Genomic DNA, 22,825 nt, shown 5'->3' with positions numbered 1-22,825 from the left:
ATTGCTACCTGGCCAAGACCGCTGCGTTTATCAGTCATTTGGCAAATATCTCCAGCAAACGTGGAGCAATCTTGTCCAGCGGGCGAATCTCTGAGGCGGCGCCGATGGCAGCGGCCGCCTTGGGCATGCCATACACCGCACTGCTGTTCTGGTCCTGGGCGATGGTCAGATAACCCTGATCACGCATCAGCTTCAAGCCCTGGGCGCCGTCGCGGCCCATGCCGGTCAGCAGCACCCCCACCGCATCGCCATTCCAGAAACTGGCAACGCTCTCGAAAAACACATCGATGGAGGGCCGGTAGATCTCGTTCACCGGCTCGGCGGTATAGGCCAGGGTGCCGTTCTTCAACAGACGGATATGATGGTTGGTGCCCGCCAACAGGACCTTGCCGCTTTGCGGCGGCTCGCCTTCCCGGGCCAGGCGCACCTCCAGGCCGGAGGCACTGCTGAGCCATTCGGCCATGCCTGCGGCAAACACCTGATCAACGTGCTGGACCAGCACGATGGCGGCGGCAAAGTCCTTTGGCAAGCCCTTGAGCAACACTTCCAGCGCCGCCGGCCCACCCGCGGAGGAGCCAATGGCCACCAGGCTCTGGCGTGGCGCACCGCTGCGCAGTGGCTGGGGCGCGGAACGCACCCGACTACCGCGCTGGCCGATCAGCCAGCCGATATTGAGGATCTTGCGCAACAGTGGCGCCGCCGCTTCCTGGGCATTGCCCGCGCCCAGGGCCGGGGTGTCTACCACATCCAGGGCGCCGTGGCCCATGGCTTCGAACACCCGGTGCACATTCTGCTGGCGATCGACAGTGACGATCACGATGGCGCACGGCGACTCGGCCATGATCCGCCGCGTAGCCTCGACGCCATCCATCACCGGCATGATCAGGTCCATGAGAATCAGGTCCGGGGTCAGTTCGGCACAGTACTTCACCGCTTCCGCACCATTGGTGGCGACCCACACCACCTCGTGGCTGGGGTCGAAGGCCAGGGCACGGCGCAGGGCCTCCACGGCCATGGGCATGTCGTTGACTATCGCTATCTTCATGCCCGCGCTCCTCCAATCAGTTCCACCACCGCATCCAGCAGGGCGTCGTCATGGAAACTGGCTTTGGCTAGATAATAGTCGGCACCGGCATCCAGTCCACGGCGCCGGTCTTCCTCACGGTCCTTGTAGGACACCACCATCACCGGCAGGGACTGCAGGCGATTGTCACGACGCAAGAGTGTGACCAATTCAATTCCATCCATTCGCGGCATGTCGATGTCGGTGATCAACAGGTCGAAACTTTCCGAACGCAAGGCATTCCAGCCATCCATGCCATCCACTGCCACCGCCACGTCGTAACCGCGATTGATCAGCAGCTTGCGTTGCAATTCACGCACCGTCAGCGAATCGTCCACCACCAGAATACGCTTGCGCGCGGCCTGCGCGTGCTGCTGATGATTGCGCGCAATGCGCTCAAGGCGCCCGGTATTGAGCAGTTTGTCCACCGAGCGCAGCATGTCCTCGACGTCCACGATCAGCGCCACCCGGCCGTCATCGAGCAGGGCTCCGGCGGAGATGTCCTGAATCTTGCCCAGGCGGTCGTCCAGCGGCAGCACCACCAGGGTGCGCTCGCCAATGAAACGCTCCACGGCAATCCCGTACACCGCATCGCGCTCGCGGATCACCACCACTTTCAGAGTTGGCGCGCTTTCCTGGGTTGCCGGCCGCTGCAGCAACTGGCTGGCAGCGACCAGGCCGACATGCCGGCCTTCGTGCCAGAAATGCTGGCGCCCTTCCACCTGGACGATGGCCTCGGGCTCCAGGTCGCACATGCGTTCGATATGGGCCAGCGGGAAGGCATAGGCCTCATCGCCGACCTCCACCACCAGGCTGCGCACCACCGACAGGGTCAGCGGTACCTCCAGGTGGAAACGGCTGCCCTGGCCAGTGTCCTGTTCCAGCACCACCGCCCCGCGCAACTGACGCACCATGTGCTGCACCGCATCCAGGCCAACGCCGCGACCGGAGACCTCGGTGACCTTGTCCCGTAGGCTGAAGCCCGGCAGGAACAGGAAGGTCAGCAACTCTTCCTCACTGAGCTGGGCCGCGGTCTGCGCCGGCGACAACTGGCGCTCGACAATGCTCTGGCGCAAACGCTCCAGATCGACCCCATTGCCGTCGTCACTGAGTTCCAGCACCAGCAGACCGGCCTGGTGGGATGCCCGCAGGCGAATCACCCCTTCCGCCGGCTTGCCCGCCAGCAGGCGCTGCTCCGGCAGTTCGATGCCGTGATCGACGGCGTTGCGCAGCAAGTGGGTCAGCGGCGCTTCGAGTTTCTCCAGCACATCGCGGTCGACCTGGGTCTTCTCCCCCTCGATCTCCAGGCGTACCTGCTTGCCCAGGCTGCGGCCCAGGTCGCGAACCATGCGCACCTGGCCGGTGAGTACGTCGGCAAAGGGCCGCATGCGGCAGGCCAGCGCGGTGTCGTAGAGCACCTGGGCGCGCTGGCTGGCCTGCCAGCCGAATTCGTCGAGTTCGGCGGTTTTCTCCGCCAGCAGCTGCTGGGATTCGGCCAGCAGGCGCCGCGCATCCGCCAGGGCCTCCTGAGCCTCCAGGCTCAAGGCATGTTCCTTGAAGTGCAGGTTGAGGTTTTCCAGGGCGGTCAGGCTGTTGCTCTGGATCCGCCGCAGGCGCTGCAAGGTGGCCAGGTAGGGCTTGAGCCGCTGGGTTTCCACCAGGGATTTGCTCGACAGGTCCAGCAGGCTGTTGAGACGCTCGGCCGTGACCCGCAGCACCCGCTCGCCGCCTTCGGTCATGCGCTTGCCCGGGCGAGCGGGCTCATGGGCGGGTTCGCTGGCAGCCAGCAGCACAGGTTCGGCGTCGGGTTCAGCCTGGGACGCTTGCGGTTGTGCGATCGGCAGCTCCGGCGCTGGCGCTTCCGGCGTTTGCGCCACCGGCATCGTGGCCCCTGGGGTCAACAGGCGCTCCATCAGGGCCACGTACAACGGAATGTCCGCAGCGACCAGCTCCGCACCACCCGGGGTGGCGATGCGCATCAGCAGGTCGGTACCCTGCAGCAGGGCATCGATATGCTCGGGCTGCAGGTACAACCGCCCTTCCTGGGCGCTCACCAGGCAATCTTCCATCACGTGGGCAACACTGACCCCGGCATCGACCCCGACAATCCGCGCCGCCCCCTTGAGGGAATGGGCCGCGCGCATGCAGGCTTCCAACTGGTCTGCCTGGGTCGGATTGCGCTCCAGGGCCAGCAGCCCGGCGCTGAGCACCTGGGTCTGGGCTTCGGCTTCCAGGCTGAACAGCTCCAGCAGCGAGGCGTCGCGCATCTGATCGGGGGTCATGTCAGGCTCCGGGTCACGGCCGCGAGCAATTGATCTTCGTCCAGCAGGCGCAGGCTGCGCCCCTGCCATTGCAACACGCCACGGGTGTACTTGGCATTGGCCTGCTCGCCGGAGGCCGAGGCGCCGTTGAGGATGCGCTCGTCAATGGCGTGGATGCCGTGCACTTCGTCCACCGGCACCACCACCGGGCCACCAGCGGCACCGATGATCAGCATGCGCGGCATCACCCGTCCTCCTGCCGGCGCGGCCGGGGCAGGATCCAGCCCCAGCAGTTCGGTCAGCGACAGGCAGGCCACCAGCGCCCCGCGGACATTGGCCACCCCCAGCAGGGCACGCGAGCGCTGGTGCGGCAAGGAATGAATCGCCTGCTGCGGTGCCACTTCCAGCAGGCAACGGGTCGGCAGGCCCAGCCACTCTTCGCCGAGGCGGAACATCAGCAGCGAACGGGTGACCACATCGCTGTCGGCCTCCAGCACCACCGAATGCTCGCGGTCCTCCTGGCGCAACGAATAGCGGTCCAGCAGGCGGATGGCCGCAGCCGAATACACCGAGCAGTTGCGGCAGTGAATGTGCTCGGCCAGCAACGGGCAGGACTTGTCGCCATGGATACCGATGCGGTTCCAGCAATCATCGATGGCCTGCGCATCTTCACGGGTGACGTCCAATGAATAGGGGTGGCTCATCGTTTCAACTCACTGTCGGCAGAGCGAACGCTGCGGGCGGCGCGCTCCTGCAATCGTTGGGCCCCGGCCACATCCCCCTGGGAAGCCAGCAGCGCGCCCAGGTGCGCCAGGGCTTCAGGGTGCTGGGGCGCCAGGTACAGGGCCTTGCGGTAGTAACCCTGGGCCTCCATGGCATTGCCGGCCACATCACTGAGCAGGCCCAGCCAGTAGAACACCTGGGCCACCGGCTCGTGCTGCTGCAAATAACGCTCGCAGGCGGCGCGGGCCTCGGCGCTCTTGCCCTCGTTGGCCAGGGCGGCAATGGTGGCCAGCAGGCTGGCGGCATCGCTTTCCATCAGCGCGCCGTCGCTCAACGGCGCCGCTACCGGGCGGCTGGCGAACGGCCTTGGGCGCGGCGCCGGGGGCACCACGCTGCGCGCAGGAACCGGCAGCGGCAAGGGTTGCGGCAGCGCCACCGGAGCCGGCTCGGGCTCATGGTGGCGGCTGAAGGCGAAGGACTGCGGGATGCCGATGGAGCGCATGCCCAGGCGCCCTAGGAGGCTGCCTTCGGCGGGGCCGATGAACAGCACGCCCTCTTCATGGGTCAGGCGCTTGAGCACCTCGAACACCTGACGCTGGGTCGGCTGGTCGAAATAGATCAGCAGGTTGCGGCAGAACACGAAATCGAAGGCCGGTTCACTGGCCAGCAAGCCCGGATCCAGGACATTGCCCACCTGTAATCGCACCTGCTCACGGACCCGCTCGCTCAGGCGATAACGCTCGCCCTCTTCAGGGTTGAAATGCCGCTCGCGAAACTCGATGGGCTGGCCACGAAAGGAATTCTTGCCGTATAGCGCAGCCTTGGCCCGCTCCACCGACAACGGGCTGACGTCCAGGCCGTCGACCTTGAACTGATGCGGCGCCAGGCCGCCATCGAGCAGGGCCATAGCGATGGAATAGGGCTCCTCGCCAGTGGAGCACGGCAAGCTCAACAGGCGCAGGGCCCGCATGCCCTTGATCTGCGCCAGCCGCGCCTTGGCCAGCTTGACCAGGGTCGCGAAGGATTCCGGATAGCGGAAAAACCAGGTTTCCGGAACGATCACCGCTTCGATCAGGGCCTGCTGCTCATCCCGCGAGCCTTGCAGTTTCTGCCAGTACTCATCGCTGCTGCGGGCACACAGCGCATTGCAGCGCTGGCGTACCGCGCGCTCGATGATCGCCGGCCCCACGGAGGCGACATCCAGGCCAATACGCTCCTTGAGGAAATCGAAAAATCGTTGCTCCTCGCTCATCGAGGCTCCTCAAGCGATGCCGGATCCAGGGGCACGGCGGGAAACAGCAGCTCACGCACCTTGAGGGGCAGCAGGTCGTCGACCCGCACCCATTGCAGCAGGCCCTGGGCGTCTTCGCGCACCGGCCCCAGGTACGGCGCCTGGCGGTTGTCCAGGCCATAGGGCTGGAACTGCGCCGGGTCGCAGCGCAGGGTGTCGTTGGCCTGTTCCAGCAGCAACCCGAGAACCCGTGCCGGCTGCGCGGCATCGCCACGGTAGTGCACCAGCACCAGCCGGGTACTGGTTCGCAACTGCGCCGGGCGGCCAAAGGTCAGCTCGCACAGGTCGATGACTGGCACCACCACGCCACGATAGGCAAACACCCCGGCCACCCAGGACGGTGCCTGGGCAATGGGCTTGAGCTGCAGGCGCGGCAACACCTCCACCACATCCACGGCCTGCAGCGCATAGCGCTCCTGGCCGATGCGGAACACCAGGAACAGCGCATTCTTGGCGCCGGTTGCGCCGTTGCGCTTGTGCGCGAGCTCATCCATCAGACTTTGAAGCGCGAAACGCCGCTGCGCAGCCCCACCGCCACCTGGCTCAGCTCGTCAATGGCAAAGCTGGCCTGGCGCAGGGACTCGACGGTCTGGCTGCTGGCATCCCCCAGTTGCACCAGGGCATGGTTGATCTGCTCGGCCCCCGTGGCCTGGGCCTGCATGCCCTCATTGACCATCAGCACCCGCGGGGCCAGGGCCTGGACCTGATGAATGATCTGCGACAGCTGTTCGCCCACTTGCTGCACCTCGGCCATGCCGCGGCGCACTTCCTCGGAAAACTTGTCCATGCCCATGACCCCCGCCGACACCGCTGACTGGATCTCGCGGACCATCTGCTCGATGTCATAGGTGGCCACTGCGGTCTGATCCGCCAGGCGCCGCACTTCAGTGGCGACCACGGCAAAACCGCGGCCGTACTCGCCGGCCTTCTCCGCCTCGATGGCGGCGTTCAGCGACAGCAGGTTGGTCTGGTCGGCGACCTTGACGATGGTCACCACCACCTGGTTGATGTTGCCGGCCTTCTCGTTGAGGATCGCCAGCTTGGCGTTCACCAGGTCTGCCGCGCCCATCACCGAGTGCATGGTGTCTTCCATGCGCGCCAGGCCCTGCTGGCCGGAGCCGGCAAGCACCGAGGCCTGGTCGGCGGCGCTGGACACTTCGGTCATGGTGCGCACCAGGTCCCGGGAGGTCGCGGCGATCTCCCGCGAGGTGGCGCCGATTTCCGTGGTGGTGGCGGCCGTCTCGGTGGCGGTGGCCTGTTGCTGCTTGGAGGTGGCGGCGATCTCGGTCACCGAGGTGGTGACCTGCACTGAGGAACGCTGGGCCTGGGACACCAGGGCGGTGAGCTCGGTCATCATGTCGTTGAAGCCGGTTTCCACGGCGCCGAACTCGTCCTTGCGGTCCAGGTTCAGGCGGCCGCTCAGGTCACCGGTGCGCATGATTTCCAGAATGCTCACGATGCGGTTCATCGGCGCCATGATTGCGCGCATCAGCAGCAGGCCGCAGAGCCCGGCAGCCAGCACCGCCAGCAGCAACGACACGCCCATGCTGACCTTGGCCGCGGCCACTGCATCGTCGATGGCGGCGGTGGCGGAGTCGGCCACGGCCTTGTTTTCGCTGATGATGTCGTTGAGTTTCATCCGCCCGGCGGTCCAGGCCGGGGTCAGTTGCTCATTGAACAGGCGGATCGCCTCGTCTTCCTGGCGACGCTGGTGCAGATCGAGCACGGCGGCCTGGATGCGGTTGAACTCCTGGTGGTCCTTCTCGAAGGCAGCGAACTCGCTCTCGTCCTCGCGGCTGTTGATGGTCTGCTTGTAGTTGGTCATCTGGGTCTGCAGGCGTTCTTCGAAGGCCTTGAAGTCCGCCTTGTCCTCGGCGCTGATGTCCTGATCCTGCTTGAGGCCGATGATTTCCTGGGTCTGCAGGTAGGTGTCGACCCAGGCGCTGCGGATCATCGAACTGAAATAGACCCCGGGCACGGCGTCATTGCGCATGCGCTCCTCACCGGACTCGATCTTCAACAGCCGCGAGTACGAGACGACGACCATCAACAGCATGATGGCGATAATCACCGCAAAGCTCGCCAAAATGCGTTGGCGCAACGTCCAGTTCTTCACAGTCAGTCCTCGGGGCCATTCAAAAATGTGGGGAGTATAGCCGAGGACGATGCAGGTTTTATGGGTGGTTTAGCGCCGCGGTTGGCACTTTCGATAAATTTGTGCACCCGCTCTGGATGGCGGCTCAGCGACGGTTTTCATCACCCTGGCCAAGGCAATTCGGCAAATCCACCCGGCAGAACCGCCATCCCTGGCCAGCGGCACTCCCAACGCTGCTTCAGAGGTTGTTCTGGCGCACCTGGTTCTCCAGTTCGGCCTTGAGCCCCGGCGCCAGTTGCAACTGGCGCGCCAGCTCGTCCAGGTAGGCTTTTTCCATGAAGTGTTCTTCATCCACCAGCATCACGCTGGCCAGGTACATTTCCGCGGCCATTTCCGGCGTGCTCGCGGCCCGGGCGACGTCCGCCGGGTCCAGGGGCTTGTTCAGCTCGCTGTGCAGCCACTGCTGCAATTGCGGGTCATTGTCCAGTTTGCGGAACTCGCCCTCGATCAGCGCCCGCTCGCGCTCGTCCACATGGCCGTCGGCCTTGGCCGCCGCCACCAGCGCCTTGAGGATCGCCTGGCTGTGCAATTCCACCTGCTGCGCCGGCAGGCGGTCCAGGGTCTGGGGTTCGCTGCGCGGGGCGGCGCCCTGCTGCGCCTGCCAGTTGCCGTAGGCTTTGTAGGCCAGCACGCCGAGGGCCGCGAGACCGCCGTAGGTCAGGGCCTTGCCGCCGTACTTGCGGGCCTTCTTGTTGCCCAGCAGCAGGCCCATGGCCCCGGCTGCCAAGGCACCACCACCGGCGCCGGAAAGCAGCCCACCGAGGCCGCCGGACTGGCCACCGAGCAAGCCGCCGAGGCCGCCCTGCGAGGCCTTGCCGTGCTCCACCGGCGCTGCGCCTGCCTTGTTCTGCAGCATTTCCTGGCCGGACCTGAGTAATTGATCGAGCAATCCACGGGTGTTCATCTGCTGCCTCCGGAAAATAGGTGTCATGTCGACACATAAGGCTGTAAGCCTAGAGAGAAGTGCCCGGGTCGATGCGGCGATAGTGCTTCTGAATGTTGCTTTGCCCGGCCTGAAACACCGGCGTCGCCCCACTGGATTAGCACACCGAGTTACGGCACTATCCGCCGCCTGAAAGCACCGGCGCCACTGCCCGGGCTCCCCCCTGAACTTCCGGCAGCAAGGATGCGCCCATGCCCCGTAACAACCCCGCCACCGCCTGCGAGTGCCGCCCATGAGCCTGGACGCCGCCAGCCGTTACCAGGTGACGCGAATCCTCACCGGCCTGGCGCCCCATTGCCTGCCACCGCTGCTGTTCTACTACGCCCATGTCTGGGGCATACCGGTGTACCGCAGCCACTTTGGCGCTCTCGCCAAGGGCTTCGGTCTGGTGATGATGGTGGAACTGCTGCTGCAGCTGCTGATCGTCGTCAGTTTCCTGCAGGTCCTGGTGCCCCAGCTCAAGGTCAAGCTGGTCCTGATTGGCACCCTGGCGCTGTTCACCGCCTGGGCAATGTTTCCCGACCATCCGATACGCGGCTACGTCTATTGCTTCCTGATGACCGTGCCGCCATTGCTGGCGATCTGGCTGGCGCAGGGTCTGTGCCGGCTGTGCCTGCCCGGGGAGCAGTTGCATGCCCAGTAGAAACACCCCAATTGCGCGCTTCTGGCTGGCGCTTGTACTGCTGATCATGGGCCGCCCCTGCCTGGCCATGAGCCTGGAGCAGCAGTTCGCCGGGCTTGCCGACTGCTCCATGGAAAACGTCTACCTGGACGCCAGCGACCACCAGCCCCGGGGCGCGTACTTCAGCGAACGCCAACTGCAGCCCTGCGAGCTGGACGAAGCCGCCCGCTATTGCGTCGACGACCAGTACCACGGCCTGGCAGTCAGCGCCGTGATGATTCCCTATCGCGGGCCGTTCTCGGTCCACGCCCTGTATCTCAAGGACAGTGTCGACAGCGTGCGCCAGCACCTGGGAACCGCCTTCTTCGGTGATGGCCGGGAACGCCCGCTGCTCACCGAAGACCGCCATACTCCCGGCAGCTCGGTGCTGTATTGCGACCCGCAAAGCCAATGAGCCTGCTTGCCCACATGCCTGTTCTGTATCGCCCCCGGATGACCCTGCCGATGCCCACCCCCCGTCGCTGTTTGCACCTGATCGCCCTGAGCCTGATGCTCGGTGCCGCCGCCCATGCCGCCGCCGCACCTGCCTGCCCGTCCAGCGACCTGAAGGTCTTTGCCCAGGCCTTTGCCAGCAGCCCGGAACTGCAGCAGGCATTCACTGCCGTGCCACTGGTCGAGCAACGGCCGATCACTGACGAGCGCGGCCGGGAAGTCACCGCGCGATACAAGCTCACGGGCGACACCCGCCACCTGCTGACCCGGCTCGCCCCCAAGGCCCAGGCCGAAGCTGGCCTGCAGAGCTTCTGGGAGGGCAATACCCTGGTGGTCAACGATTCCCTGGGCGATGTGGTGCAAGCCTTCGTCTTTGAACAGGGTGCCTGCTGGCAACTGGTGCGCGTCGAGCAGTGGTCCATGGACCAATTGCTCACACACAACGCCCCCGCAGGCGAAAGCGCCCTGCAGCGACAGATGCGCAAGGCTGACCTGTTCCTGGGCTACGGCGGACGCGAGCAGTACCCGCTGACCGCGTACTTCTTCGAGCTCGGGCAACGCATCCTGCTCGATGCCGCCCGCCACGGCTCCCCCAAGGCCGCGGTGCAGGCGGTCAGCCTGGGCTACTCGGGCATGGCCCCGGCGCTCAAGCCGGGGGAGCCGGAAGAACTGCTGCTGCCCTACGCCAAGACCGATGCCGAGGCGGCGCTGATGTTGTCCATGTACTACTGCGACCCGGTCGGCGATGGCTCGATCACCCAATGCCAGCAGCCGCGCAAGTCCGAAGAGCTGGTGCTGCGCACCGCCAGGGAACTGGATTCAGGCAGCGCCTTCTACTACCTGGGCAGTGGCTATGCCGATGGCCAGTGGGGCGTCACCGACAGACCCAGGGCCCTGGCCTGTCACCAGGAAGCACTCAAGCGCGGTGACCTGCATAGCCTCTGGCCCCTGACCTGGTGGAGCAAAAAGAACGAGATGCCGGCCAGCGGCGCCCAGTGCCTGGAACCTTCAGCGCCCGCACAGGCGGGAAGCTGAGCCCGCCTCTTGACGCTTTTTAACAAAATCCCCATAGCTGGGCCCCGGCCTGATCGGGTTAATTGAGCCTCTGGCTCGATCAACCCCGGAGGTCCGTTCCATGCGCTGTACCCCGCTTTCACCGCTGCTGTTGCCGGTACCCCGCAGATGACGGCCTTGGGAGCGACGCAAGCAGCGCGCCTGGAGCAGGTGGACGCCCTGCGCGGTTTCGCCCTGCTGGGCATCCTGGCGGTGAATATCTGGTCCTTCGCCGATCCGTACTACGCCTCGTCGGTGAGCAACCCGGGCTACGCCAGTAGCCTTGACCACCTGGTTCGCTGGCTGGTGTCGGTGTTCTTCGAGACCAAGTTCTACCTGCTGTTCTCGTTCCTGTTCGGCTACAGCTTCACCTTGCAGATGACCTCCGCCGAACGCTCGGGGAAACGCTTGGTGCCGCGCATGTTGCGCCGGCAACTGGCCTTGCTGGTGATCGGCCTGATCCACGGCGCCCTGCTGTTCTATGGCGAAATTCTCTCGCTGTACGCCGTGCTGGGGCTGGTCCTGCTGATGCTGCGCGGCTTGTCGGTCCGCTGGGCGGCGGCCCTGGCAGCATTGTTGATCAGCGGCACGGCGGCGCTGTTCCTGCTGTTCAGCATCACCCTGCTGGAGGCCGGCCTCTACACCGGCGCCGCCGATGGCGGGCCGCTGCTCAAGGACCTGGCCCTGAGCGGCAGCGCCCTGCAAACCCTGGCCTATAACGCCTCGCACCTGCTGGAAACCGCCTCCGCGCTGTGGCTGCTGCAGGGCCCCAGCACCCTGGCAATGTTCCTGCTGGGTTATGTGGCGGGGCGCAACAAGCTGCTGGTGGCGCCCTACGCCTTCGAACCGCACCTGACATGGTTGCTGAGGATCAGCCTGCCACTGGGCCTGGGTGGCGCCCTGCTCTACGGCTACTGGGCGGCCTATGCGCCCGGTGGCGGCCTGGAAGTGCTCGGCTACGGCATCAGCCAACTGACCGCACCACTGCTCTCGGCCAGCTACGCCATGCTGCTGCTCAAGGCCTTCAGCTCGGCCCCGGGCCAACGCCTGTGCCGACGGCTGGCGCCGCTGGGGCGCATGTCGCTGAGCAACTACCTGCTGCAATCGCTGATTCTGGGGCTGCTGTTCACCGGCTACGGGCTGGGGCTGGTCAACCACTTGCCGCCGTTGTGGATTGTGCTGCTGGTGGTTGCCATCTACCTGCTGCAGATGCAGCTCAGCACCCTGTGGTTGCGCAGCCACCAGTACGGTCCCTGCGAGTGGCTGCTGCGGGCCGTGACCCTCGCGGCCTGGCCAAGCTGGCGCAAGCGCCTGGTGGCCTAGGCCAGGCGCAGGTACAGGTGGATGTCCTCGGGCTCGCTGCGCAGCAGTTCCGGGGCGGGCGTGGCCAGCAGTTCACAGCCCAGGCCCATGTAGAAATCCACCGTATGCCGCGACGGCGTGGCCGACACATACAAGCCCTGCCCCCCCAGGACCAGGGCCTGCTCCCGGGCCAGGGCAAACAACTGACGGCCCAGGCCAAGGCCGCGATAGGCCTGGCTCACATGGAGGAATTTCAACTGCCGCAGATCCAGCCCGGCACAGGCGATCGGCAGGCAATCCACCACCACCGCGGCCACCAGCGCCGGGCCGTCGAACACCCCGTACAGCCAACCGCCACGCCGGTAACACTGCTGCAAGATCAGCGCGTCATGCTCGGCCTCGCCCTCCGGCCAGCCCTGCACCACTTCATGCTGGGCGTAGCGGCTCAATTGCCCATTATCCAGGCGGTAGAACTCATCGATGACCTCGGCGCGGTCGATCCATTTGAGCAAGGGGATATCGTCTTCGCCGAGCAAGCGCGGGTGCAGCATGGGAGCAGTTCCTGAAGGTGATCGGGCGGTTACCAATGGACACAAGCTAATCATTTTTCTGCGCTTGGCGAACCGTTTATTCTATCCAGCGTCTGTTTATAGTCCGTTGCGTTTGGCCGATGGCATGACCGAACCACCCCTCGCGATCCCCCCACGCAGCCAGGAACGGCTTGGGATCTTTCTCTGATCAAGGTTCAACCATGCACCGCAGGAATCTCCTCAAAGCCTCCATGGCCCTGGCGGCCTATACCGGCCTCTCGGCCAGCGGTCTGCTGGCCGCCCGCGCCTGGGCCGGCGCCGCTGATGGCCAGGCCCAGGCGTTCGATTTCGACCAGCTCAAGGCCCAGGCCAAGCAACTTGCCGCCAGCCAGTACGTGGACACCAAGCAGGTGTTGCCGCCCACCCTGGCGAAGATGACCCCGCAGAATTTCAACGCCATCCAGTACGACAGCAAGCACTCGCTGTGGAACGAGTTGAACGGGCAGTTGGACGTGCAGTTCTTCCACGTCGGCATGGGCTTCAAGCAGCCGGTGCGCATGCACAGTGTCGACCCCAAGACCCGCCAGGCCCGGGAGGTGCACTTCCGCCCGCCACTGTTCAACTACCAGAACACCAGCGTCGACACCGCCCAGCTCAAGGGCGACCTGGGCTTTGCCGGGTTCAAGCTGTTCAAGGCCCCGGAACTGGACAAGCACGACGTGGTGTCCTTCCTCGGTGCCAGCTACTTCCGCGCCGTGGACGCCACCGGCCAGTACGGCCTCTCGGCCCGTGGCCTGGCCATCGACACCTACGCCAAGCGCCGCGAGGAATTCCCCGACTTCACCCAGTTCTGGTTCGAGACCCCGGACAAGGACAGCACCCGCTTCGTGGTCTACGCCCTGCTGGATTCGCCGAGCGCCACCGGTGCCTACCGCTTCGACATCGACTGCCAGGCCGAGCGCGTGGTGATGGACGTCGACGCCCACATCAATGCCCGCACCGCCATCGAGCAACTGGGCATTGCACCGATGACCAGCATGTTCAGCTGCGGCACCCACGAACGGCGCATGTGCGACACCATCCACCCGCAGATCCACGACTCCGACCGCCTGGCCATGTGGCGCGGCAACGGCGAGTGGATCTGCCGCCCGCTGAACAACCCGGCGAACCTGCAATTCAACGCTTTCGCCGACAAGGACCCGAAAGGCTTCGGCCTGGTGCAGACCGACCACGAGTTCGCCAGCTACCAGGACACCGTGGACTGGTACAGCCGCCGCCCGAGCCTGTGGGTCGAGCCCACCACCGCCTGGGGCGAAGGCAGCATCGACCTGCTGGAAATTCCCACCACGGGCGAAACCCTGGACAACATCGTGGCCTTCTGGACGCCGAAAAATCCGGTGGCCGCCGGGGACTCGCTGAACTACGGCTACAAACTCTACTGGAGCGCCCTGCCACCCGTGGGCACGCCCCTGGCGCGGGTACACGCCACCCGCTCCGGCATGGGCGGTTTCGTCGAAGGCTGGGCCCCGGGCGAGCATTACCCGCAAGCCTGGGCACGGCGCTTTGCCGTGGACTTCACCGGCGGCGGCCTCGACCGCCTGCCAGCGGGCACCGGCATCGAGCCGGTGGTCACCGCCTCCAATGGCCAGGTCAAGGACTTCAGCGTGCTGGTGCTGGACGAGATCAAGGGCTACCGCATCCTCTTCGACTGGTACCCGACCAACGACAGCGTCGAACCGGTGGAGTTGCGGCTGTTCATCCGCACCAACGACCGAACCCTGAGCGAGACCTGGTTGTACCAGTACTTCCCGCCGGCACCGGACAAGCGCAAATACCCATGACCCGCTGCCAGCCCCGGCCCGCTGCTCCCCGTAGGAGCGGGCTTGCCCGCGAAGGCGTCGGTACCTAAAGCGCCCGCCTCCAGGGCCTCTTCGCCGGCAAGCCGGCTCCTACAGGCCACACTCCCCGCGCAGGAGCTGGCTTGCCAGCGAAGCCAGGCACAAAAAACGGCCCAAACGGGCCGTTTTTTTACATCGGCAAAAGCCTAATCGCGCAAATCCGACTCATGAATCGGCTGGTCCCTGTGGGTGGCCCGCTGGTACTGCGCCGGCCAGGTCGCCTTGCGCCCGCCCAGGTCGTCATCGGCATGCAGCGGCCAGTACGGGTCGCGCAGCAGCTCCCGGGCCAGGAAGATGATGTCCGCCTGGCAGGTGCGCAAAATGTGCTCGGCCTGGGCCGGTTCGGTAATCATTCCCACGGTGCCCGTGGCAATCCCCGACTCCTTGCGCACCCGCTCGGCAAAGCGCGTCTGGTAGCCCGGCCCGGTGGGAATCTCGGCATTGGCCGCGGTGCCGCCGGACGACACATCGATCAAGTCCACCCCCAGGTCCTTGAGGCGTCGCGCCAGCTCCACGGTCTCGTCCGGGTTCCAACCGTCTTCCACCCAATCGGTGGCCGACACCCGCACAAACAGCGGCAACTCCTCGGGCCACACCTTGCGCACCGCCTCGGTCACCTGTAACACCAGGCGGATGCGGTTTTCAAACGAGCCACCGTATTGGTCCTGGCGCTGGTTGCTCAGGGGCGAGAGGAACTGGTGCAGCAGGTAGCCGTGGGCCGCATGCACTTCCACCACCTTGAAACCGGCCACCAGAGCGCGCTTGGCTGCCGCGACGAAGGCCTGGATGATCTCATCGATCTGCCCTTGGTCCAGCTGGGTGGGCGGCGTGTGCTGAGGGTCGAAGGCAATCCGCGAGGGCCCCACCGGCACCCAGCCGCCGTCCTCGGGCTTGACGCTGCCGGACTTGCCGAGCCAGGGCCGGTGAGTACTGGCCTTGCGTCCGGCATGGGCCAGTTGGATGCCGGCCACGGCGCCCTGGGCGGTGATGAAACGGGTGATGCGCTGCAAGGGTTCGATCTGCGCGTCGTTCCACAGCCCCAGGTCCTGGGCGGTGATCCGGCCTTCGGCGGTAACCGCCGTGGCCTCGGTGAAGATCAACCCGGCGCCGCCGACGGCGCGGCTGCCCAGGTGCACCAGGTGCCAGTCGTTGGCCAACCCGTCCACCGACGAGTACTGGCACATGGGCGACACGGCGATGCGGTTGAGAAGGGTCAGTTGACGCAGGGTATAGGGTTCAAGCAGCAGACTCATGGGGCACCTCTCGGTCAATGGTCAGGCTCCAGGGTTCTGTTTGAACGGTCGACGAGTGACTGCGAAGTGAAGCGCCCGCCCCCGCGGGTAGAAGAATGACAAAAGGTCACAAGGCCAATCAGACAGTGCTTAGAGACTAGTCGACAACACTGTCGCCGGCAGGGTTCCTGATGCGTGCCCGGGCAAAAAAGGCGCTGCTCCCCTTGTAGCCGCTGCCGCAGGCTGCGATCGGCTGCGTAGCAGACGTGGGGCTTCAAAGGCCCTCAGAGGTCGGCGCAAGATTGCCGGCAAGGCCCTGCGGGCCTTTTCGCAGCCTCGCCACAGGCTAGGCAGCGGCTACAGGGGTTGCCAGCAGAGGCGGGGGAAGGTGGTGAGGACGCACAAGGCAAGGCCCGGCGCCCTTTCGTAGGTCAGCGCGGTTCGATGTGGGCAATCATCAACTGCACGGTTTCCTGGCCACGGAACTCGTTGAGGTCGAGTTTGTAGGCCAGCTCCACCCAGCGGATGGTCGGGTTGGGCCAGACTTCGCGGTCGATGCCGAAGGCAATGCCGTCCAGCTTCAGCGAGCCGCATTCGCTGCGCAGCACCACTTTCAGGTGGCGTTCGCCAACGATGCGCTGCTCCACCAGTTCGAACACGCCATGGAACATCGGCTCGGGGAAATGCTGGCCCCAGGGGCCGGCGTGGCGCAGGGCGCGGGCCAGTTCCAGGTGGAACTCTTCCACCGCCAGGGTGCCGTCCGACAGCAGGCGCCCGGTGAGGTCTTCTTCGCGCAGCTGGCGCCGCACTTCTTCGTCGAAGGCCTCGGCAAAGGCCGGGAAGTTCTGCTCCGGCAGCGACAGGCCGGCGGCCATGGCGTGGCCGCCGAACTTGCTGATCAGTTGTGGATGGCGCGCGGCCACGGCGTCCAGGGCGTCACGGATATGGAAGCCCGGCACCGAGCGCGCCGAACCCTTGAGCATGCCGTCGCCGGCATCGGCAAAGGCGATGGTCGGCCGGTGGTACCGCTCTTTCAGGCGCGAGGCGAGAATCCCGATCACCCCCTGGTGCCAGTCGGCATCGAACAGGCACAGGCCGAACGGCATGGATTCCACCGGCAGCTCCTTGAGCTGGGCCAACGCTTCGCGCTGCATGCCCTGCTCGATGGACTTGCGATCCTGGTTCAGTTCGTCGAGCTGGGCGGCCATGGCCCGGGCAGCGGAAACGTCGTCGCTGAGCAGGCATTCGATGCCCAGGCTCATGTCGTCCAGGCGCCCGGCGGCGTTGAGCCGCGGACCGAGGATAAAGCCCAGGTCGGTGGAGGTGATGCGCGAATGATCGCGCTTGGCCACTTCGAGAATCGCCTTGAGCCCCGGCCGCGCGCGACCGGCGCGAATCCGCTCCAGGCCCTGATGCACCAGGATGCGGTTGTTGGCATCCAGGGGCACCACGTCCGCCACGCTGCCCAGGGCCACCAAATCCAGCAGCTCGCCGATGTTTGGCTGCGGCCGGGTTTCATAGCGCCCCAGGCTGCGCAAACGGGCGCGCAGGGCCATCAGCACGTAGAAGATCACCCCGACCCCGGCCAGGGCCTTACTCGGGAACTCGCAGCCCGGCTGGTTGGGGTTGACGATGGCGTCCGCCGCGGGCAGTTCATGGCCGGGCAAGTGGTGGTCGGTGACCAGCACTTGCAAGCCTGCTGCCTTGGCCGCCGCCACGCCTTCGACGCTGGAGATGCCGTTGTCCACGGTGATCAGCAACTGCGGCTCGCGCTGCAGGGCCACGGCAACGATTTCCGGGGTCAGGCCGTAGCCGTATTCGAAGCGGTTGGGCACCAGGTAATCGACATGGGCCGCGCCCAGCAGGCGCAGGCCCAGCAGGCCCACGGTGCTGGCAGTGGCACCGTCGGCGTCGAAGTCGCCGACGATGAGGATGCGCTGGCGCTGGTCCAGGGCGGTCACCAGCAGGTCCACCGCGGCATCGATGCCCTTGAGCTGCTGATACGGGATCAGCCGCGCCAGGCTCTTGTCCAGCTCCTCCACCGACTGCACGCCACGGGCGGCATAAAGGCGGGTCAGCAGTGGCGGCAGATCGCCGAGAAAGGGCAGGACGGCGGGCAACTCACGGGGTTCGATACGCATGGGCTAACAGCAACTTCTCTGGGGGGACGGTGGATCGTTCAGGGGCGGAGCGGGCAATCAGCCGCGCTCGCCCAGCAGCCATTCCAGCTGCACTTCGTGCTGGCCGCGATCATCGGTGACGAAGATCGTGCCTTCGCTGATCATCACGTCCCACTTGATGACGCGTGGCATGTCCTTGGCCAGGGTTTCGAGAACCTCCTGGGGCACGCCGGCGATATTGAGGTTCTTCAGGTTCTTCACCGCGTCCAGCACCCGGGTCTGCCAGACCCGCAGGCTGCCGTAGGCCAACAGGCTGGTGCGCTCGGTGCGGCGCGAGCACCAAGTCAGGCGATCGGCGTCCGGCTGGCCGACTTCGATCCAGTGCAGCACGCGGTCGTCCAGGCTCTTTTCCCACAGTGCCGGCTCGTCCACATCCGACAGACCCCGACCGAACGACAGGTGCTCGTTGTACCAGAAGGCGTAGGCCAGCAGCCGCACGGTCATGCGCTCTTCGGTTTCCGAAGGGTGACGGGCGATGGTCTGCTTGACGCTTTCGTAGACCCCACGGTCGAGGTCGGTCAGGTTCAGTTCGAATTTGTAGGTGGTGGACGGCTGGGCCATGTGCGGGCTTCTTGAGTGTGCGAAAAGGCGGCAAGTCTAACCCGAAACCTGCCGCCCTGCCCGACCGCTGACCGGCCAGCGGCCCTGGCGCTGAAATCCGCTGAAATGCATTGCCTCGGTAAAGTCGGTTGCCAGCCTGCCGCCCGGGTTTTATAAACCCCGCGCGAATCAGCTGGCGCGCATCGCTCCAACGCCGCAGTTCAATAGAAAAGGACGTCCATGACCCTCTTTGTCACCCTGCTTGTCATCGTGCTGCTGTTCATCGCACTGATTTTGTACTTGCGCCAGAAAACCGCCGACCAGCAGCAGTACCTGGAACAGACCGGCAACCTCACCGCGCAGATCAATCAGACCCTGCTGCTGAGCAAGGCCGAACCGCTGCTGGCGCTGAAACTGGCAGAGACGCTACCCGGCGAAGCCCGGGAACTGGCCTTGCAACTGGTGGCCAGCGAGCTCTACCTGGCAGGCCACAAAACCCAGGCCCGGGAGCTGTACCAGCAACTGCCGTCTCACGCCCGGGACTACGTGCTCAATACCCTGATCGAAACCCTGCTCGACAGCGACGATACCCAGGCCTGCCTGGAACTCCTGGAGAACTGGGGGGAGTCCCTGCCCAGTTGGCCGCTGCTGCAAGTGCGTATCCTCCAGGCCCGTGGCGAACAGGAGCGGGCCCTGGCCGTGCTGGGCGAACTGAGCGACCCGCGCCAAGCGGCCGCCCATGAACGCCAGAGCATCGGCAACCTGCTGATCCTGGCGCGCCTGCAGCATCAGGCCGGGATGCAGGACGCGGCGCTGGCCAGCGTCGAGCTCGCCTGGTCGGCGTTTGACCAATCCGAGGACGGACATCGCCAGTCGACGCTGCGCAGCCTGTTCGAAGCCTGCGCAACCCTGGGGCAGTTCGACACGATCCTCACCCGGGCCGCGCCACTGCCGGCAGAAGAACGGGCCCAGGCAGTCGCCGCCCTGATCAAGGCCGCTCAACTGGACGCTGCCCTCAACCTGCTGACCCCCATCAGCGAAGACCTCTACTCCACCACCCACAGCGAACTGATGGACCTGGCCCTGGCCATGCCGCCCATCGACAACGCCCTGCGCCTGCTGGAGAAGGCCCCCGACCTGCATCGCTACAGCCTGCTGCTGAGCCTGCTGAGCCATCTGGCGACACAAGGCCGGACCGCAGAGGCCGAAGCGTTGCTGCTGAGCCTGGAACCTGAACCGAGCCAGCATCCGGGGCTGATGCTCAGTCTCTGTGAACAGCACCACGCCACCCAGCCGCAATGGGCCGAGGCACTGCTGGCCAAGGCACTGCAACAGATCGACGGGTACAAGAATGACCAGGAGTTCTGGAGCGGCATGCGCATGCAGGCCCTGCACACCCAGCTACAGCTGCAAAGCCGACTGCCGGCCCATCGCCGGGACAGTTGGCTGGTGCGCAGCAGCCTTGAGGAATGGCAGCGCTTGCATCAGCAGCAAGACGGCGAACAGCAATTGCTGTGCATTCGCGAGCAGACCAGGCTGCTGCACGACCTGGGGCAAACGGCCCAGGCCAGGACCCTGCTGGAGCAGGCCCTGGAGTTGCTGGACAGCGACCGCCTGCCGGAGGTCGATGAGATGGACAAAACCTTCTACCTGGAGGACATCGCCAGCGCCTACCTGAGCATCGACGAGGCGCAGCAGGCCCAGGTCCTGCAGGATCGATTGCACAGCCTGGAGGCCGGTAGTCGCGACCTGGAAGAGGACCTGCTGCTCAATCACATCGAGCACCAGCGTTACGCCCAGGCCATCGAAGCCCTGAACCTGAGCGTCCTGCTCAGCGACAAGAAGCCTTTATCGCGCCTGTATCAGGCCCTGGAGGAGCTGCACCAACGGGCCCCCGAGCGGGCCAGCGAACTTCAGCAACAGCTGATGGAGCGGTTCAGCAGCGGGATGGCCTGGCGCACCTCTCAGGCGACTTGACCGCCCCACCCCCGAGCTGACATACGCCTGGCTGCAACCCGGTCGTCCAGGACGACCCCATGCAACGCGCCAGGCCACGACCCGCCGCCAAGGAAAACCGAATCATGGAAGTGCTTATCATCCTGCTGCTCATTACCGGCGTGATCTCGCTGCTGGTGGTGTATGCCCACAAGAGCCGCAGCTCCGCCAATGACCTGGGCATCACCCTGGACGAGGCAGCGCAGATCAATCGCGCGGCGCACCTGAGCGCCATCGAACCGCAAGTGGGCTTGCAACTGGCCCAGCGTCTGACGGGCAAAGCCCGGCAACTGGGGCTGATGCAGATACCTGCGGCGCTGTACCGACAAGGCGACCAGGAGCAGGCCCTGGAGGTTCTGGCCGAACTCGATGAAACCTACCAACCCATGGCCCTGAACCAACTGCTCGAAACCCTGCTCGACAAGGACGGCCCGCAGGCTGTGCTGAGCCTGCTGGAGCGCCTGCATCAACCTCTGCCGTCAGCGCCCATGCTGCGCATACCATTGCTGGTGGCCAGCGGTGAACACGAGCAGGCCCGCGCCTTGCTGGTGACCTTCGGTGTCGAGCAATTGAGCCAGGACTCCGCCAGCGAGCATCGGCAGTTGGCTGCCCTGCAACGCAGCTTGGGCCTGGCCGACAAAGCCGCCATCAGCATCGGCCTGGCCTGGCAACTGCTGCTGAAGCAGCCGGCCAATGAACTGGACCTGCATGAAGTGGAACAGACCCTGCGCGAGTACCGCGCCCAGGGGCAGGACGCGCAGTTCCCGGCCATGGCCGCGCAGTTGCCCGGATCGGCCCAGATCATCGTCGTGACCTTGCTCATGGAAACCGGGGAGTTCGATACCGGGTTCGAACTGCTGGCGCAGAACCCCGAGCCTGACGACTACTTCGGTTTCCCGCCGTTGCTCAAGCTGATCCTGGACGCCAACCGCCCGGATCTGGCTCCACGGCTGATCGCCCAGGTGCCGGAAAGCTACGCCAGCGAGCTGCTGTTGAGCCTGCTGAACTGGCATGTCGGGCGCAATGAAATGGCCGAGGCCGAGGCGGCTTTGCAGGCCTGCGCCGTTTCGCCCTCGCAGCGTATCTGGTGCCTGGTCTGTCTGTGGGGGACCTACGTCGAGGAACACTCGCAATGGTGCGCCCATCTGCTGGAGCAAGCCTTGCTGGCACTGGAGACCTTGCGTGGCGATGAGCAATGGCCGTGGTTGCGCCTGCTGATCCTGGAAACCCAACTGCGGGTGCAGGCCGCCCTGCCGCGCCTGCGCCGCGACAGCTGGCTGATCCGCAACAACCTGGAGGAAATGGCGCATCTCAACACCCAGCTCGAATACGCCGATCGTCCGATGAAACTGGCGTTGCAGGCCAAGCTGCTACACGACCTGGAACACACCCGGCAAGCCGGCGAACTGCTGGATCAGGCTGTGCAAGCGCTCGACGACGACAGTCAAAATGCGACGCTGGACCCTGCGGAAAAAACCTTCTTCCTGGAACAGCTGGCGCTGAGCTACGTCTACATCGACGATCAGGCAAAAGCCGCCGAGATAAAGACTCGCCTGGAACAGCTGGCGGCCTATGCCAGCCAGTTGAGCCAGGCCATGGTGTTGAACCATATCCGCCAGCAACGCTTCGAGGAGGCGATTGCCGGCCTGGAACTGCGCAACCTGTTTATCGGCGAAAACCCGGTGCAGCAGTTGCACCTGGCCCTGGAAACCCTGAGCCAGAGTGCACCGGAAAAAGCCCATGAGCTGCGCCAGAAGCTGATCGACAGCCTAGCCGCCGAGAGCGCCTGGGGTTACCCGAACGCCGCCTAAGGCCGTATGAGGCCCGCCGCTGCACGCCTTAACGCGGCGCGTAGCGGCTCCAGAGTTCGTTGAACTCCTTGAGGTAACTGGCCACCAGTTGCGGATGGTCGATCACCAGCAGGTTTTCCTCATTACCGGTGGTGGCGCTGCGGGTCCAGTTGAAGCTGCCGTTGAGCAGGGTCCGGCCATCGAATACGGCAAACTTGTGGTGCATGTGGAACGGCGTGTCGTCGATCCGCACTGGCACCCCGGCTTCGCGTAGCGCAGCAATATCGCTGCCGACGTCGTACTGTTTTTCGCTGTCGCTGATCACCCGCACGGCCACGCCGCGCTGGTGGCAGGCGCGGATTTCGTCGCTCAGTTGATCGTCGGAAATGGTGAACACGCAGATATCCACCGAGACTCGCGCCTGGCGGCACAGGTCGCGGATCTTGCGCCGGCAATCCTCGCCCGGGCTGAAGTGGGCGCTGGCCATGTCCCGCACCGGGGCGCTGTGGGTGTCCAGGGTCTTGATCACCTGCTCCAGCCATTTCAGCGCCGGCAGCACATTGGCGCTGTCTGTCAGCGCCAGCTCGCGCACCAGATCAAAGGCCCGGTTGCGCAGGTAGCGCACCTGGTCGCTGCCCAGTTCGCTGCCCAGCTGGCGCAGTTCGTCGCGCTCTTCGTTGCTCAGTTTCAGGTCCAGCAGGCTGTCGCGCAGTTGCTGGTCCAGGTGGGCAAAATCCATGTCGTGATCCTTGGCT

Annotated in this window: 19 protein-coding genes; 7 read left to right on the top strand and 12 right to left on the bottom strand. The window is 65.2% G+C overall.

Going from position 1 to position 22,825, the window contains the following annotated elements:
- Positions 1-34: 34 nt before the first annotated feature.
- The 7 genes from KCG88_RS14100 to KCG88_RS14070 all read right to left on the bottom strand — a co-directional run bounded on the left by KCG88_RS14100 (position 35) and on the right by KCG88_RS14070 (position 8,397).
- A complete protein-coding gene (locus KCG88_RS14100; RefSeq protein WP_011059482.1) occupies positions 35-1,045 on the bottom strand; it encodes a chemotaxis response regulator protein-glutamate methylesterase in 1,011 nt (336 codons plus the stop codon).
- On the bottom strand, positions 1,042-3,345 hold the full coding sequence (locus KCG88_RS14095) for a hybrid sensor histidine kinase/response regulator (protein ID WP_210712572.1): 2,304 nt from the start codon (positions 3,343-3,345) through the stop codon (positions 1,042-1,044). The genes KCG88_RS14100 and KCG88_RS14095 overlap by 4 nt, the downstream gene beginning before the upstream one ends.
- Positions 3,342-4,028, bottom strand: coding sequence for a chemotaxis protein CheW (locus KCG88_RS14090; RefSeq protein WP_047284083.1), 687 nt, complete (start codon positions 4,026-4,028; stop codon positions 3,342-3,344). Before KCG88_RS14090 ends, KCG88_RS14095 begins: the two co-directional genes overlap by 4 nt.
- Complete coding sequence (locus KCG88_RS14085) at positions 4,025-5,299, bottom strand: protein-glutamate O-methyltransferase CheR (RefSeq protein ID WP_047284082.1); 1,275 nt, start codon at positions 5,297-5,299, stop codon at positions 4,025-4,027. Before KCG88_RS14085 ends, KCG88_RS14090 begins: the two co-directional genes overlap by 4 nt.
- Positions 5,296-5,832: a chemotaxis protein CheW gene (locus KCG88_RS14080; protein ID WP_047284081.1), complete on the bottom strand. Its 537-nt coding sequence runs from the start codon at positions 5,830-5,832 to the stop codon at positions 5,296-5,298. Before KCG88_RS14080 ends, KCG88_RS14085 begins: the two co-directional genes overlap by 4 nt.
- Positions 5,832-7,454 carry a methyl-accepting chemotaxis protein gene (locus tag KCG88_RS14075; RefSeq protein WP_047284080.1) on the bottom strand — a complete coding sequence of 541 codons (1,623 nt, stop codon included), beginning with the start codon at positions 7,452-7,454 and terminating at the stop codon, positions 5,832-5,834. The genes KCG88_RS14080 and KCG88_RS14075 overlap by 1 nt, the downstream gene beginning before the upstream one ends.
- 217 nt (positions 7,455-7,671) lie before the next feature.
- The gene (locus tag KCG88_RS14070) at positions 7,672-8,397 is read right to left on the bottom strand and encodes a tellurite resistance TerB family protein (protein WP_047284079.1); all 726 of its coding nucleotides are present in this window, start codon (positions 8,395-8,397) and stop codon (positions 7,672-7,674) included.
- 271 nt (positions 8,398-8,668) lie between these two features.
- Between KCG88_RS14070 and KCG88_RS14065 the strand changes: the two genes are divergently transcribed.
- The 4 genes from KCG88_RS14065 (at position 8,669) to KCG88_RS14050 (ending at position 11,926) form a co-directional block, all read left to right on the top strand.
- A complete protein-coding gene (locus KCG88_RS14065; RefSeq protein WP_210712571.1) occupies positions 8,669-9,079 on the top strand; it encodes a hypothetical protein in 411 nt (136 codons plus the stop codon).
- Positions 9,069-9,512 carry a hypothetical protein gene (locus KCG88_RS14060; RefSeq protein WP_047284078.1) on the top strand — a complete coding sequence of 148 codons (444 nt, stop codon included), beginning with the start codon at positions 9,069-9,071 and terminating at the stop codon, positions 9,510-9,512. The genes KCG88_RS14065 and KCG88_RS14060 overlap by 11 nt, the downstream gene beginning before the upstream one ends.
- Before the next feature lie 50 nt (positions 9,513-9,562).
- On the top strand, positions 9,563-10,585 hold the full coding sequence (locus KCG88_RS14055) for a hypothetical protein (protein ID WP_241774807.1): 1,023 nt from the start codon (positions 9,563-9,565) through the stop codon (positions 10,583-10,585).
- Positions 10,586-10,732: 147 nt separating this feature from the next.
- A complete protein-coding gene (locus KCG88_RS14050) occupies positions 10,733-11,926 on the top strand; it encodes a DUF418 domain-containing protein (RefSeq protein WP_210712570.1) in 1,194 nt (397 codons plus the stop codon).
- On the opposite strand, the gene KCG88_RS14045 is transcribed toward KCG88_RS14050, so the two are convergent.
- A complete protein-coding gene (locus tag KCG88_RS14045; RefSeq protein ID WP_210712569.1) occupies positions 11,923-12,456 on the bottom strand; it encodes a GNAT family N-acetyltransferase in 534 nt (177 codons plus the stop codon). The genes KCG88_RS14050 and KCG88_RS14045 overlap by 4 nt on opposite strands.
- Positions 12,457-12,656: 200 nt before the next feature.
- Here KCG88_RS14045 and KCG88_RS14040 point away from each other — a divergent pair, with 200 nt between their 5' ends.
- Positions 12,657-14,276: a glucan biosynthesis protein D gene (locus tag KCG88_RS14040; RefSeq protein ID WP_047284074.1), complete on the top strand. Its 1,620-nt coding sequence runs from the start codon at positions 12,657-12,659 to the stop codon at positions 14,274-14,276.
- Positions 14,277-14,479: 203 nt separating this feature from the next.
- On the opposite strand, the gene KCG88_RS14035 is transcribed toward KCG88_RS14040, so the two are convergent.
- The 3 genes from KCG88_RS14035 to KCG88_RS14025 form a co-directional block, all read right to left on the bottom strand.
- On the bottom strand, positions 14,480-15,586 hold the full coding sequence (locus KCG88_RS14035) for an NADH:flavin oxidoreductase/NADH oxidase (protein WP_047284073.1): 1,107 nt from the start codon (positions 15,584-15,586) through the stop codon (positions 14,480-14,482).
- A 410-nt stretch (positions 15,587-15,996) separates the two neighbouring features.
- The gene (gene recJ / locus KCG88_RS14030; RefSeq protein WP_072451195.1) at positions 15,997-17,706 is read right to left on the bottom strand and encodes a single-stranded-DNA-specific exonuclease RecJ; all 1,710 of its coding nucleotides are present in this window, start codon (positions 17,704-17,706) and stop codon (positions 15,997-15,999) included.
- A gap of 57 nt (positions 17,707-17,763) precedes the next feature.
- Complete coding sequence (locus KCG88_RS14025) at positions 17,764-18,306, bottom strand: YaeQ family protein (RefSeq protein ID WP_011059467.1); 543 nt, start codon at positions 18,304-18,306, stop codon at positions 17,764-17,766.
- 219 nt (positions 18,307-18,525) lie between these two features.
- Here KCG88_RS14025 and KCG88_RS14020 point away from each other — a divergent pair, with 219 nt between their 5' ends.
- Together KCG88_RS14020 and KCG88_RS14015 are read left to right on the top strand one after the other, a co-directional pair.
- Positions 18,526-20,262 carry a hypothetical protein gene (locus KCG88_RS14020; protein WP_210712568.1) on the top strand — a complete coding sequence of 579 codons (1,737 nt, stop codon included), beginning with the start codon at positions 18,526-18,528 and terminating at the stop codon, positions 20,260-20,262.
- Between the two features lie 104 nt (positions 20,263-20,366).
- A complete protein-coding gene (locus KCG88_RS14015) occupies positions 20,367-22,091 on the top strand; it encodes a hypothetical protein (RefSeq protein WP_210712567.1) in 1,725 nt (574 codons plus the stop codon).
- 28 nt (positions 22,092-22,119) lie between these two features.
- On the opposite strand, the gene KCG88_RS14010 is transcribed toward KCG88_RS14015, so the two are convergent.
- A complete protein-coding gene (locus KCG88_RS14010; protein ID WP_047335785.1) occupies positions 22,120-22,809 on the bottom strand; it encodes a phospholipase D-like domain-containing protein in 690 nt (229 codons plus the stop codon).
- Between the last annotated feature and the right edge of the window lie 16 nt (positions 22,810-22,825).

It is taken from the genome of Pseudomonas sp. MWU349 (assembly GCF_017947325.1).
Taxonomy (GTDB): Bacteria; Pseudomonadota; Gammaproteobacteria; order Pseudomonadales; family Pseudomonadaceae; genus Aquipseudomonas; species Aquipseudomonas protegens.
Note: the sequence above shows the minus strand (reverse complement) of the source record. Positions and strands in the feature narration are given on the sequence as shown.

Coding starts and splice junctions, on each gene's coding strand:
- KCG88_RS14090 (WP_047284083.1), bottom strand. CDS start 4,028: ATGAGCCACCCCTATTCATTGGACGTCACCCGTGAAGATGCGCAGGCC.
- KCG88_RS14080 (WP_047284081.1), bottom strand. CDS start 5,832: ATGGATGAGCTCGCGCACAAGCGCAACGGCGCAACCGGCGCCAAGAAT.
- KCG88_RS14070 (WP_047284079.1), bottom strand. CDS start 8,397: ATGAACACCCGTGGATTGCTCGATCAATTACTCAGGTCCGGCCAGGAA.
- KCG88_RS14060 (WP_047284078.1), top strand. CDS start 9,069: ATGCCCAGTAGAAACACCCCAATTGCGCGCTTCTGGCTGGCGCTTGTA.
- KCG88_RS14015 (WP_210712567.1), top strand. CDS start 20,367: ATGGAAGTGCTTATCATCCTGCTGCTCATTACCGGCGTGATCTCGCTG.
- KCG88_RS14025 (WP_011059467.1), bottom strand. CDS start 18,306: ATGGCCCAGCCGTCCACCACCTACAAATTCGAACTGAACCTGACCGAC.
- KCG88_RS14055 (WP_241774807.1), top strand. CDS start 9,563: ATGCCCACCCCCCGTCGCTGTTTGCACCTGATCGCCCTGAGCCTGATG.
- KCG88_RS14085 (WP_047284082.1), bottom strand. CDS start 5,299: ATGAGCGAGGAGCAACGATTTTTCGATTTCCTCAAGGAGCGTATTGGC.
- recJ (WP_072451195.1), bottom strand. CDS start 17,706: ATGCGTATCGAACCCCGTGAGTTGCCCGCCGTCCTGCCCTTTCTCGGC.
- KCG88_RS14020 (WP_210712568.1), top strand. CDS start 18,526: ATGACCCTCTTTGTCACCCTGCTTGTCATCGTGCTGCTGTTCATCGCA.
- KCG88_RS14035 (WP_047284073.1), bottom strand. CDS start 15,586: ATGAGTCTGCTGCTTGAACCCTATACCCTGCGTCAACTGACCCTTCTC.
- KCG88_RS14040 (WP_047284074.1), top strand. CDS start 12,657: ATGCACCGCAGGAATCTCCTCAAAGCCTCCATGGCCCTGGCGGCCTAT.
- KCG88_RS14065 (WP_210712571.1), top strand. CDS start 8,669: ATGAGCCTGGACGCCGCCAGCCGTTACCAGGTGACGCGAATCCTCACC.
- KCG88_RS14100 (WP_011059482.1), bottom strand. CDS start 1,045: ATGAAGATAGCGATAGTCAACGACATGCCCATGGCCGTGGAGGCCCTG.
- KCG88_RS14045 (WP_210712569.1), bottom strand. CDS start 12,456: ATGCTGCACCCGCGCTTGCTCGGCGAAGACGATATCCCCTTGCTCAAA.
- KCG88_RS14010 (WP_047335785.1), bottom strand. CDS start 22,809: ATGGATTTTGCCCACCTGGACCAGCAACTGCGCGACAGCCTGCTGGAC.
- KCG88_RS14095 (WP_210712572.1), bottom strand. CDS start 3,345: ATGACCCCCGATCAGATGCGCGACGCCTCGCTGCTGGAGCTGTTCAGC.
- KCG88_RS14050 (WP_210712570.1), top strand. CDS start 10,733: ATGACGGCCTTGGGAGCGACGCAAGCAGCGCGCCTGGAGCAGGTGGAC.